Genomic DNA, 11,958 nt, shown 5'->3' on the forward strand with positions numbered 1-11,958 from the left:
GAGGTTTATTTTGAAATGGAGTAAGGTAGCGACATCCTTATGTTTAGTCACAATGTGCGTATTGCCGTTCCAAGCGAGTGCTGAAGGAGAAAGGATGGGTGCCCACGAGAAGAGGAGTCTTTCTTTAAGTAAGAAAGAAATTGCAAGTCCCGCCCCAAGATTTGCATATGATTCCGGCTTTGAATTTGAATACCCTGATGCAGTCAGAGGGGTTTATGTGACGGGTCACTCTGCTGGTGGAGCGAAATTTGACAGCTTAACGAAACTAATGGACGATACGGATCTCAATGCCATGGTTATTGATATTAAAGATGATCACGGATATGTTACATACGAACCCGAAGAATCTTCTCCATACGCTAAAGTAGGTCAGCCTTATATCAAAGATCCTCAAGCGATCTTAAAGACACTTGAAGAAAAACAGATTTACCCGATCGCAAGAATTGTGGTATTCAAAGATACGATTTTGGCGAATGAGAAACCCGAGCTTTCCTTTAAAGATGGAAATCAGGTATGGAAAAATGGCAGAGGTGAATCCTTTGTGAACCCATTCCTGAAAGAAGTGTGGGATTATAATGTTGGAATTGCAATCGAAGCCGCCAAAATGGGATTCCAGGAAATCCAGTTTGATTATGTTCGATTCCCTGAAGGCTTTGAAAAACGCGATGATGAACTCCAATATAACGGTGGTGAATATGCGGAGCAAGACTCAAATAATGTACAAAAGCGTGTGCAGGCCGTTACAGACTTTGTAGAGTACGCACATGGAAAACTTGAGCCATATGGAGTTAAGGTTTCTGTGGACATTTTCGGGTATACAGCAACGCTTCCAGAGGCACCTGGGATTGGACAGAACTTCTCAAAGATATCTGAAAACGTCGATGTGATTTCTTCCATGATTTATCCAAGTCACTGGACTCCATACTTTGGAATTGCAAAGCCCGATTTACAACCTTATGAATTGGTATCTGAATATGCTAAGCTTGAAAATTCTAAGTTAGCAGAATTAGAAAACCCGCCTATTTCAAGGCCATGGCTGCAGGATTTCACTGCTTCCTGGTTAGGAAGTGGAAACTATAAAGCGTACGGAAAAGCAGAAGTGGAAGCGCAGATTAAGGCATTGAATGATCAAGGGATTAAAGAATTCCTTTTATGGGATGCTGGTAATACGTATACAGAAGGTGTGGATTATACACCTTGATCGAGAAGACCGACCTGGGAAGTTCCAGGCCGGTCTTTTCTTATTGGCGCTTTTCGATTTGAAAAAAAACTCAAACATTGTTATCATTAAAGTATTGGTAAGATTAACCGCTTTCAACCACATTACCCTCTTCATAGGTATATCAAGCCTGTGATTCCGTATTTATTATCCCACGGATGAGACTAACATCTAACATAAACATTTTTTTTCTGAGAAAAATAATTGTATCCCGTTAGTCAATGTCACCCAAAATTCTTTTAAAGGAGTAGATCCATGCATTGGTATGAAAAGTTAAATCAGTATTTCCCGGTAGAGGAAATGAAATCAAAAGAACATCTTGAGTCATTACTCAAAGAAAGAAGCGACATCTATCATAAAGATGAAGGGCAGTACCACGTACTTATGTATGCCGAACTTGATGATTTTATCTTTATCGATTATCTTTTTGTCTCAAAGGATGCTCGCGGACAAGGATTAGGTCATAAACTGCTCGAGAAGTTAAAAGAAAAGAACAAAGCGATTATTCTAGAAGTAGAGCCGGTTGATTATGATGACACTGACACTGAAAAGCGCTTAAAGTTCTACAAGCGTGAAGGATTCGAACATGCTGTCAGTATCGGATATGCACGTCGGTCTCTCGCTACAAATGAAATCAATGAGATGGAAATCCTTTATTGGGCTCCAAATAACGAATCAGAAGATCTGATCTTCAATTCCATGAAGAAAACATATGAATTAATCCACACTTATAATGATAAGAAGTTTTATGGTGCGTCTTACCAGCCGGTTGAAGAAGTCTTGAAAAAAGACAAAGACCGTGATGGCGATGTACTGAAAAATCTCTAAGCCAAAACAACCTTATTGTCCATTCGCAATAAGGTTTTCTAAATGAAAAAATGAAAATGTTTTATATCATGTTTAGGCTCTTTTTGAACCGGGTAAAGCCATAGTAGAAAGAGATCATATAGCGTATGTTAAACCTATGTATAGGAAATTTGACAAATTGGTTAAAACTATGTTCAAGGGACAGTAATTCATGTATAATACATAATAGAGATTTCTTATTTAAACTTATTTTAATTAACAGTCTATGTTTAAAATGAAATACTCTATATTATAAAAAAATCCTTAAGGGAGTGTGAATGATTCGTGGTTACATTATTCACTTCACCTAGTTGTACATCTTGTCGTAAGGCAAAAGCTTGGTTAGAAGAGCATGAGATTCCATATACAGAGCGTAACGTATTTTCTGAGCCATTAAGCATTGATGAAATAAAGGAAATCCTGCGTATGACTGAGGATGGAACGGATGAAATCATTTCAACGCGTTCTAAGACATTCCAAAAGCTTAATGTAGATTTAGAAACTTTACCACTTCAAGAACTGTTCGAGCTTATTCAGAAAAATCCTGGTCTTTTAAGACGTCCAATCATCTTGGATGAGAAACGTCTTCAGGTAGGATACAATGAAGATGAAATCAGACGTTTCTTACCTAGAAAGGTTCGTACGTTCCAGCTTCTCGAAGCTCAAAGAATGGTAAACTAAAGTATTCTTACATTCTCATCATATTATCAATGTTTGAGAATATATAAGGAAAAAGGGGCTGACCCTTTAAGGAACGTTGCGTATCCTTTCGGGTCAACCCTTTTTATATTAGTATAAGTATTAACACTTGAATTTTCTGCAAATATTCGCTAAAATGTCAAAAACACGTTAAATAGTGGGATTAGTGAAGGAAAAAATGGGTGTTATTTTTATTCCATTTTCAGTGTTTATATCATAAAATAGAAGTACAAGGTACAAACTAACCTAAATGTATCTTCTATCTTCACCAGCAATCGAGCAAAATTGCTCAGAGGGTGTAGTCCCTTCACCAACATCATGCAAGAAGGGAGAGGTGTTAAATGGAAATCGAACGCATTAATGAAAATACGGTCAAGTTCTATATATCCTACGGGGATATAGAAGATCGCGGCTTTGACCGCGAGGAGATCTGGTATAATCGTGAACGAAGTGAAGAACTCTTCTGGGAAATGATGGATGAAGTTCATCAAGAAGAAGATTTCGGAATTGAAGGACCGCTATGGATTCAAGTTCAAGCGTTAGATAAAGGGCTTGAAGTACTGGTTACAAGAGCTCAGGTTTCAAAGGATGGTCAGCGATTTGAGTTGCCTATCCCAGAGGATAAGCTCAAGGAACTTCCTGTAGATGAACGGATAGAGGAGCTTCTGGATCAGCATTTCCAAATCAAGCAGGATCAAGATGGGGAAGCAGAAGTGGCACTGGATTTCACTTTGAAGTTCAATGATTTCGAAGATGCGATTTCTTTATCCCATCGGATGAAAGAAATGCCTTTAGATCATTTGGAAACAAAGCTGCTTGCATTCGAAAATAGATATTTTATTTACGTTAAATTTTCAGAAGAGCACTTCTCGGAAGAAGATATCGACAATATGTTAAGTATACTACTTGAATATGCGGATGAGTCACGAATGACCGTTCATCGCCTAGAAGAGTATGGAAAAGTAGTCATTAATGAACATGTGTTTGGGACATTAAGTGAACACTTTTCTTAAGGATCATACCGGTTTCATTTAGAAATCGGTATTTTTTTATTTAGCTCATTAAGCCAGTGGAAGGTGTTAGAGGTATGAAAAATACAGTGAGAGTCCTCTTATTTATTGCTGTCCTCGTGTTAAGTTATATTTTTTATTTTGATCAGTACCTTTCAGGAATGGTCAAATATATTAGTCTGGTTTTTACATTCTCTGTCATTGTGATAGGATTTCTTATCTTCTTTGAGAATCGCCATCCCACTCAAACATTAACATGGTTAGTTGTTTTAGGTGCTTTTCCATTCCTTGGCTTTATCTTCTATTTATTGTTTGGCCGAAACTACCGGAAAGAGAAAATGTATAAGAAGAAGTACATATTGGACAAGGAAACCTACAATAAATTTGAGCCTGGCCCTAAGGAAATGAACGCTGAAATGTTCGGTTTGTTTCAAGAAAAACACTTTCAGCTTGCTCAGCGAATAGGAAACAGTGCCATTTCCTTTTCCAGTGAAACGAAGCTTTTAACCAATGGTAACGAGACATTCGGGGAAATCCTGAGGTGGTTAAAAACTGCCAAGCATCACATTCATATGGAATATTATATTGTCCGTCATGATGATATTGGCAATCAGATTAAAGATATCCTTATTGAACGAGCCAATAATGGTGTGAAAATTCGCTTTCTTTATGACGCGGTTGGGGCATGGCAATTATCTAAGGATTATATTGCTGAATTAAAAGACGCAGGGATTGAAGTGGTTCCGTTTGGTCCAGTCAAAATCCCTGTTCTCAATAATAAGTTTAACTTCCGAAATCATCGCAAGATCATCGTCATTGATGGAAGTATTGGATTTGTTGGGGGACTTAATATTGGCGATGAATACTTAGGGAAAAATCCACATTTTGGTTTCTGGAGGGATACCCACTTATTTGTAAGGGGGGAAGCGGTTCGAACCTTGCAGCTCATTTTTCTTCAAGATTGGTATTATATGACGAATGACGATTTCTTGACTCCAGGGTATTTAAGCCCTGATCCATTGGAAAATGCAAACGATGGTGGAGTTCAAATGATTGCAGGAGGACCTGATAATGAGTTGAGCGTATTGAAGAATATATTCTTCTCGATGATCACTTCTGCAAGAAAAAGCGTTTGGGTTGCATCACCATATTTCATACCGGATGAAGATATTTTTTCAGCACTTAAAATTGCTGCATTGAGTGGTGTGGATGTAAGGCTTTTGGTTCCCCATAAGCCTGATAAACGAATTGTATTTCACGCTTCACGATCTTATTTCCCCGATCTTCTCGAAGCAGGAGCCCGAATCTTTGAATATCAAAAGGGCTTTATGCATAGTAAGATCGTCATAGTCGATGAAGAAATGGCATCGATCGGGACATCTAATATGGATATGAGAAGTTTTCATTTAAACTTTGAAGTTAATGCATTCTTATATAAAACAGAAAGTACCGACTCTCTAGTGAAGGAATATTTACATGATTTAGAGGATGCAGAGGAACTGCAGCTGGAAGAGTTTCAAAAGAGACATCTTGGCTACCGGTTATTGGAATCCACTTCACGCTTAATGTCACCTCTATTATAAGAATAAGCCTTCAAGTGATTTTTTGCTTGGAGGTTTTTTTTGAAGGATTTTCACGAATATTGGCGAATAATTATTGAAGGAGGTGTTCTATGTTAACAGCTTTATTAGGAGAAAAAGTATTTTCAACCATTCATTACACAAGAGAGGAATTAAAGAATCTGCGACGTAAGCGTAATATATTTCTCTGTCCTCATTGTTCATCCGAATTGAACCTTCGCATCGGAAACCAAAACGTCCCACATTTTGCTCATCAGTCCCAGTTCCTTTGTGAGCTTGGAAAGCAGCATGAGTCACCCCGACATTTGCTTACTAAACAACTGCTATATGAAAGGTTAAGAAAGCATTTTTCGGAGGTAAAGGTTGAATATTATGTAAAAGAGATTCAGCAAATCGCTGATGTATATGTAAAAACGGATACGAAAAAAATTGCCATTGAGATTCAATGCTCTTCCATTCCCATCCCCGACATCCTTTCCAGAACTCGTGGATATCAAAGTCAAAACATCACTCCATTCTGGATGCTTACCCAACCAGTGACAGAAAAACAAAAGGGATTACTGCAATTACCGTCATTTCAGCAATCATTTATCCGGTATTCACCCCATTTGCACCATTTTCTTCTCCATTTTTCTCCTGAAGATAGAAGCTTTACAATATTTACTCATCTCATACCTGTTTCAGTCTCAGCTTTTATTAGTGCAGCGCCTGTCAGGATCCCTATCGAGCAATTCACTCTTCCTTTGTCCATCCCACATCCTACAGTCAATCACCCATATTTATTAAAAAACTGGAATCAATTCCGAATGAAGTGGATCTATAACAAACTTCATTACAATAAAGCGAAAGACGATTTATTTTTACGGGAAGTGTATAGAGAAGGGGATACATTTTTATATTTACCTTTATTTGTTGGAATGCCAGTGTTTCCTCATGGAATCCATTTTAAGAATCATGCGATCGAGTGGCAATACTATTTGTGGAAGGATTGTATGAAGAAAGATACATTTTTTTCAGAGGAAAAAGTAGTTGAGGTTCTAAAAAGAAGGATGGATAGAGGATATTTAGAATTCCGTACGCTTCCTTTTGTATGTGGGGACCAGCTGCTAAAGGAAATAGTAAAGAGCTATTTGTCTCTCTTGAATGATATGCAGGTAGTCAGAAGGATGGACGGTGGGCAATATCAGCTCTCTCGGCCGTGGAATTGTCCTGACAACTGTTCGGGCTTCGAAAAGCATCAGCATGATTTTTTTCCTAAATGGAAGCATATATTAAAAAAGGTCTAACAAAGATTGTTTTGTTGCAGGAAAATCTTAGATAAGAGAGAATGTAACTATAAGGAATTTTCTGTAGATTTAAGAATGGAGGATGTATATGTCTAAAGATACAGCTACGAAAAGTCTGCCTGGCAGGAAAGAGGTAGAGGAGAAGTTAACGTGGAGATTGGAAGATATTTTTGAAAGTGATGAAGCCTGGGAAAAAGAGTACAAAGCAATTAAAGAGTTAACGGGTAAGGCAGACGAGTTTAAAGGAACTTTAGGAGAGAGTGCAGATCAGCTTTATAAAGCATTTGCCTTCCAGGATGAAATTATGGAACGTATGGGTAGGGTTTATACATATTCTCATATGCGCTATGACCAGGACACAACCAATTCATACTATCAAGGACTCGATGACCGTGCCAAAAGTCTTTATACACAGTTAGGGAGTAAATTTGCCTACTTAGTACCTGAAGTTCTCTCGATTGAGGAAAGTAAGCTTCAAGGATTTCTTGACGAAAAGGAAGAGTTGAAGAAATACAAGCATGCTTTAGAAGAAATTAATCTCCAGCGTCCACATGTTCTATCAGCGGAGGAAGAAGCATTACTTGCTCAAGCTTCCGAAGTGTTCAGTGCGGCTAGTAACACGTTTGGTATGCTGAACAATGCAGACTTGGAGTTTCCGAGCATTAAAGATGAAAACGGGGAAGAAGTGGACATCACACATGGCCGTTTCATTCGTTTCCTGGAGAGCAGTGATCGACGAGTACGGGAAGAAGCGTTTAAAAAAGTGTATGAAACATACGGCAAATTTGAAAATACGTTTGCCTCTACATTAAGTGGAGCAGTGAAGAAAGATAACTTCGTCGCAAACGTAAGACATTATGATTCTGCAAGACATGCGGCATTATCAAATAACAATATTCCTGAACAGGTGTATGATAACCTGGTTGATACAGTCAATAAGAACCTTCATTTGCTGCAGCGCTATGTAAAGCTTCGAAAGAAAGTATTAGGCTTGGATGAAGTTCATATGTATGACTTATATACACCGTTAGTGAAGGAAGTCAAGATGGACATCAGCTATGATGAAGCACAGAACATGATCCTGGATGGCTTAAAGCCTTTAGGGGAAGAATATGCCAATGTCCTGAAAGAAGGCTTTGATAACCGTTGGGTGGATGTTGTCGAGAATAAAGGAAAAAGAAGTGGTGCATACTCTTCAGGAGCATACGGCACCAACCCTTATATCCTCATGAACTGGCAGGATAATGTGAACAATCTATTTACACTGGCTCATGAATTCGGACATAGTGTTCACAGCTATTATACACGCAGTGCTCAGCCGTACACGTACGGACATTACTCCATCTTTGTTGCCGAGGTGGCTTCTACATGTAATGAAGCTCTCTTGAATGATTATCTATTAAATACTATTGATGACGAGAAAAAACGTCTGTACCTATTAAATCATTACCTGGAAGGATTCAGAGGAACCGTTTTCCGTCAAACCATGTTTGCAGAATTTGAACACCTCATTCATAAGAAAGCTCAAGAAGGAGACGCCCTGACTTCTGAATTCTTAACGAAAGAGTATTATGAATTGAATAAGAAGTATTTCGGAGAAGACATCTCGATTGATGAAGAGATTGGATTGGAATGGGCTCGAATTCCTCACTTCTACTACAATTACTATGTTTATCAATATGCAACCGGCTTCTCGGCTGCGACCGCTCTCAGTCAGCAAATCCTTGAAGAAGGAGAACCGGCCGTAGAACGCTACATCGATTTCCTGAAAGCGGGGAGCTCTGATTATCCGATTGAAGTTTTGAAAAAAGCAGGAGTGGATGTGACAACCTCCAAGCCGGTGGAAGATGCATGCAAAGTCTTTGAAGAAAAGTTGAATGAAATGGAAGAACTGCTTGAAAAATTACAGTAATTAGAGATCAGGTGCCTACTGGTTAAAAAATAAACTCCCCTTAGAGATGAATATATTCTAAGGGGGTTTTTATTTGGGGGGAGTTTTCGAAAGAAGGTCCCTCCCTCATTTCATTGATTTGAATCCTTTGAAGCGGTTGCGGTTTCCTAGGGAGTGGAAGAAGAGCAGGAGTGAGAGAAAGAGGATCGGGGATGTAATATAGACCGGAACAAGGCGCATGAGTCCGAGGATGTTTATGAAGAAGCTGATCATGATTAACAGCAGGAGGATTCCGTATTTTATTTTTAGTGCCATATCATTTCCCTCCGGTGATAAGTTGTCTTATACACATGTATATGAAGGAGGGGAGGGGAACATGAATGGTTTTTGACAATATTGTGAAATACCATACAAACAACTTGCCAATACAAGTGGATGCGTGATATATTATCAGTGTGAAGTTGATCACAAGCAAACATATACCCCTTTGTTTGACCGTGAAAAATTTCTCCCATCCCCTTTGTTCGTATTGAAAAACCGATGTTGGAAACAACATCGGCTTTTCTTGTTTATTGGCTTATTTTAATATATCGGAATAATTAATGACTTATATATTTCCAAAAAGTTCCGTGTTTTGCAGGAAGCCTCTTTACTTTTTGCTGAAGTGTCCATTTCTTCATTTGCTTTTCTACTTCTTCAATGGATAAATCATAGACAACGGCTATTTCCTTCGATGCCACTACACGATAATATTTCATGAATACTTCCAGCGGAGGCAATGGTTGCTTATCAGGTTTCTCTCCAAGCATTTCTTCAATAATATGAACATACACCTCGTAGGAATACAATCCCGTGATCTTTAAGCCTTCGTCTTCAATATTTTCATTAAAGAAGACCAATGTAGGAATTTCTTCTACTTCCATCTCAGATGTGATCTTTACATCACACTGAAATGCTTTGGACGCAGATGATGAATTGATGTCGTTCATAAATTCGCTCAAATCAAGCTTGGCTGCTTGAGCACATTCCATGAGTACCTCGATATTGGAAATGTCCTGTTTCTGTAAGAATAATCTTTCCTGTAAAAATCTTAGAAACCGGATACCCGAATGTTTTCCTTGAAGCTCGGCAGCTTTAATGGCGAAAGAAGCAAGATAAGGTGAATCAATTGGATTATCTATCCATAAGCTTCCGTCGCACGACATTCCCGAACGGCTGGCTGTTTTATCCCATTGCTGTGCTAAATCTTCCTTCTTACGTTTGGTCGCTATGTTTAAAGATGCAAGCTGGCCGCTCAAAATGTAACGTATACGAAAGTATTGTCCGTATTCAATGTGCAATTTCTTTAAGATTGGTTCAAGAGCCCAGCATTCCGGGCAAAGAGGGTCAACAAACATATATATTTCCAGAGGTTTCTTATCATGTCCACACCCTTTAAGGTGATGCCAGCTATTTGTTCTAGTCAATGCTATTACCCTTTGAAGTTTCTGTATTCACCATATGATGGGCGGTTAATACGAGTCTGTGAAAAAAGTCATCTCTTACTGGACCCTCTAGATTGACTTCATCCATTGCCTCATGCATACAGCTTAACCAAGCCTTTGCCCGTTCCTCCGTGATGGGAAATGGCAGATGTCTTGCGCGGAGCATGGGGTGACCATGCTCCTCTGTGTAAAGCGCAGGACCACCTAAATATTGAGTTAGAAATTGTTTTTGTTTGCGAGCTGTTTCGGTTAAATCATCAGGGAATATTGGTGCTAACTCGGGATGATTCGCTACTTTATTATAAAAAGCTTCAACGAGCATGGAGAGTTTCTTTTCGCCGATAAGATTATAAGGCATTTGTGGTTTCTCGACCATAAGAATGACTCCTTTTTACTTAGATTGTATGTTTATTCTAGCAAGCATTTATTTATATCTCAAACAAATCGCCTTACATCAACTTATTATTCCTAAATTAGTGTTGCCTTTTTTCTGATGTCTATCCCGATTTCAGGAACCTTATGGGGGATGGTGAAGATAGGTTTAAGAGGAGGTAGGTCTATCAGACTGTAGCTTTTGTCGTGAGTCTTGATAGGAAAATACATAAAAAAGGCTGACCAAAAGTGGTCAGCCTGCTTATCATGCAAAATAGCGGTCGGTCACTTTTTTTACATAAGCAGTGGTTTCTTTAAACGGTGGGATCCCGTTGTATTTATCGACATTTCCGGGACCTGCGTTATAGGCTGCGAGAGCCAGTTTAACGTCCCCATTGTACTTATCGAGCATCTGCTTTAAGTATTTGGTTCCGGCGAATACGTTTTCTTCCGCATCAAAGATGTTGTTTACGCCAAGCCCCCTTGCAGTACTGGGCATGAGCTGCATTAACCCGGATGCACCCGCATGGCTGACTGCATTAGGGTTGAAGTTGGACTCAATATGAATGACCGCTTGAATCAGTTTTGTGGGAATACCATAGTGGTCCGCCGCTCTGGAGATGATTTCATCAATCTCCCCGGGAGCATTCAGGTTCGGTTTGTTCAAAGCGGAAAGTCCAAGAGGAGGTGGTGAAAGAGAGAATGGTGTTTTGGTTTCCAATGCCTCTTTAACTGCCCCTAATGTTTGGTTCATATTTAAATGTGTCTGGTTAGTGTGAAGTGCCTGATTTAATAGTTGTTGAAAGAGATCAGTGGACATGTCAGTGTTTTGCTGAACAGAAGATACTGAACCCAAGCTGTTTAGAGCTTGCAACTCCATCATCGTTCTCAACTGCTGAACATTCATGAGTATAACTCCTCTTCTGAAAGACTTTATTCATATACTATATCGGTAATCGTCAATCCTTTTTTAATTTTTCCAGGTAAAAACGTTTGATTTTATTATCCGTTTCCCGAAGTGGGATGTTTAGTTCCTCCAGTAAGTTCAGGAATATAGCTTCACCTGATTTGCGCTCTTTCACTTCATATTCGAGCTCATAATCTACCATTTGTAAATATGAACTCTTATCGAAGACCAGGAGCCCTTCTATATAGTCGATTTCAGCCCGGTTTGTCGTCAGCGTGCCGAAATAATGAAGGGACCCAGTGGGGATTTGAAGGGAATCCAGAACATCTTTGACTTCTCCTTCAGGAAATGCCCCTTGATGTAAAAGTGATTCAGACTCTTCCTTTGTTAACTTTTGGTTCGTTTCTAGTAGATCCTCTTCTAAAGGGGTTTTTAAGGTCAGCGTATAAGTCCCGTTCCTCTCCCGGATTCTTAAGGCTGATTGTATACTCTTTAATTGATAGTCCGAAGTATCAATATAGTGATTGTCTTGAGATGAGAAATCCTCATCTTTTATATGAAAATGTGAGATTAATCGCGTAAATTCATCTTCTGTTACTAAATTTTTGAATTCTATTTCAATTTCCTGAGCCATAACAAGCATCCTTTCCTTGCATACTTCTTC

General features: G+C 39.0%; 12 protein-coding genes. 7 read left to right on the forward strand and 5 right to left on the reverse strand.

The genetic code is table 11. The features are described from left to right. The first annotated feature begins 52 nt into the window (after positions 1 to 52). The 7 genes from FZC88_RS01430 to pepF all read left to right on the forward strand — a co-directional run bounded on the left by FZC88_RS01430 (position 53) and on the right by pepF (position 8,552). Positions 53 to 1,201: a putative glycoside hydrolase gene (locus FZC88_RS01430; RefSeq protein ID WP_148994253.1), complete on the forward strand. Its 1,149-nt coding sequence runs from the start codon at positions 53 to 55 to the stop codon at positions 1,199 to 1,201. A gap of 273 nt (positions 1,202 to 1,474) precedes the next feature. After that, a complete protein-coding gene (locus FZC88_RS01435) occupies positions 1,475 to 2,047 on the forward strand; it encodes a GNAT family N-acetyltransferase (protein WP_113969958.1) in 573 nt (190 codons plus the stop codon). Between the two features lie 303 nt (positions 2,048 to 2,350). Continuing rightward, the gene (gene spxA / locus FZC88_RS01440) at positions 2,351 to 2,746 is read left to right on the forward strand and encodes a transcriptional regulator SpxA (protein ID WP_032089161.1); all 396 of its coding nucleotides are present in this window, start codon (positions 2,351 to 2,353) and stop codon (positions 2,744 to 2,746) included. Between the two features lie 359 nt (positions 2,747 to 3,105). Beyond that, positions 3,106 to 3,777, forward strand: coding sequence for an adaptor protein MecA (gene mecA, locus FZC88_RS01445; RefSeq protein ID WP_148993398.1), 672 nt, complete (start codon positions 3,106 to 3,108; stop codon positions 3,775 to 3,777). 74 nt (positions 3,778 to 3,851) lie between these two features. Next, positions 3,852 to 5,357 (forward strand): cardiolipin synthase, encoded by a 1,506-nt coding sequence (cls, locus tag FZC88_RS01450; protein ID WP_148993399.1) that lies wholly within the window; start codon positions 3,852 to 3,854, stop codon positions 5,355 to 5,357. 89 nt (positions 5,358 to 5,446) lie between these two features. Next, positions 5,447 to 6,640: a competence protein CoiA gene (locus tag FZC88_RS01455; RefSeq protein ID WP_148993400.1), complete on the forward strand. Its 1,194-nt coding sequence runs from the start codon at positions 5,447 to 5,449 to the stop codon at positions 6,638 to 6,640. 88 nt (positions 6,641 to 6,728) lie between these two features. Further along, the gene (pepF, locus tag FZC88_RS01460; protein WP_148993401.1) at positions 6,729 to 8,552 is read left to right on the forward strand and encodes an oligoendopeptidase F; all 1,824 of its coding nucleotides are present in this window, start codon (positions 6,729 to 6,731) and stop codon (positions 8,550 to 8,552) included. A gap of 105 nt (positions 8,553 to 8,657) precedes the next feature. Here the strand turns inward: pepF and FZC88_RS01465 are convergent, their stop codons facing one another. The 5 genes from FZC88_RS01465 to FZC88_RS01485 form a co-directional block, all read right to left on the reverse strand. Beyond that, complete coding sequence (locus FZC88_RS01465; RefSeq protein ID WP_148968472.1) at positions 8,658 to 8,846, reverse strand: hypothetical protein; 189 nt, start codon at positions 8,844 to 8,846, stop codon at positions 8,658 to 8,660. 284 nt (positions 8,847 to 9,130) lie between these two features. After that, the gene (locus FZC88_RS01470) at positions 9,131 to 9,997 is read right to left on the reverse strand and encodes a ClpXP adapter SpxH family protein (RefSeq protein WP_262371599.1); all 867 of its coding nucleotides are present in this window, start codon (positions 9,995 to 9,997) and stop codon (positions 9,131 to 9,133) included. Then, positions 9,990 to 10,391, reverse strand: coding sequence for a globin domain-containing protein (locus FZC88_RS01475; RefSeq protein ID WP_148968473.1), 402 nt, complete (start codon positions 10,389 to 10,391; stop codon positions 9,990 to 9,992). The genes FZC88_RS01470 and FZC88_RS01475 overlap by 8 nt, the downstream gene beginning before the upstream one ends. A 261-nt stretch (positions 10,392 to 10,652) precedes the next feature. Then, entirely contained in the window at positions 10,653 to 11,294 is a 642-nt protein-coding gene (locus tag FZC88_RS01480) for a lytic transglycosylase domain-containing protein (RefSeq protein ID WP_148993402.1), read from the reverse strand. Positions 11,295 to 11,346: 52 nt separating this feature from the next. Then, positions 11,347 to 11,928 (reverse strand): CYTH domain-containing protein, encoded by a 582-nt coding sequence (locus FZC88_RS01485; RefSeq protein ID WP_148993403.1) that lies wholly within the window; start codon positions 11,926 to 11,928, stop codon positions 11,347 to 11,349. Between the last annotated feature and the right edge of the window lie 30 nt (positions 11,929 to 11,958).

Origin of the sequence: Rossellomorea aquimaris, assembly GCF_008180865.1 — a bacterium.
Classification (GTDB): domain Bacteria; phylum Bacillota; class Bacilli; order Bacillales; family Bacillaceae_B; genus Rossellomorea; species Rossellomorea yichunensis.

Excerpts from the sequence above, each read along its gene's own strand:
- FZC88_RS01430 (WP_148994253.1), top strand. The coding sequence starts at position 53 with ATGTGCGTATTGCCGTTCCAAGCGAGTGCTGAAGGAGAAAGGATGGGT.
- FZC88_RS01435 (WP_113969958.1), top strand. The coding sequence starts at position 1,475 with ATGCATTGGTATGAAAAGTTAAATCAGTATTTCCCGGTAGAGGAAATG.
- mecA (WP_148993398.1), top strand. The coding sequence starts at position 3,106 with ATGGAAATCGAACGCATTAATGAAAATACGGTCAAGTTCTATATATCC.
- cls (WP_148993399.1), top strand. The coding sequence starts at position 3,852 with ATGAAAAATACAGTGAGAGTCCTCTTATTTATTGCTGTCCTCGTGTTA.
- FZC88_RS01455 (WP_148993400.1), top strand. The coding sequence starts at position 5,447 with ATGTTAACAGCTTTATTAGGAGAAAAAGTATTTTCAACCATTCATTAC.
- pepF (WP_148993401.1), top strand. The coding sequence starts at position 6,729 with ATGTCTAAAGATACAGCTACGAAAAGTCTGCCTGGCAGGAAAGAGGTA.
- FZC88_RS01465 (WP_148968472.1), bottom strand. The coding sequence starts at position 8,846 with ATGGCACTAAAAATAAAATACGGAATCCTCCTGCTGTTAATCATGATC.
- FZC88_RS01475 (WP_148968473.1), bottom strand. The coding sequence starts at position 10,391 with ATGGTCGAGAAACCACAAATGCCTTATAATCTTATCGGCGAAAAGAAA.
- FZC88_RS01480 (WP_148993402.1), bottom strand. The coding sequence starts at position 11,294 with ATGAATGTTCAGCAGTTGAGAACGATGATGGAGTTGCAAGCTCTAAAC.
- FZC88_RS01485 (WP_148993403.1), bottom strand. The coding sequence starts at position 11,928 with ATGGCTCAGGAAATTGAAATAGAATTCAAAAATTTAGTAACAGAAGAT.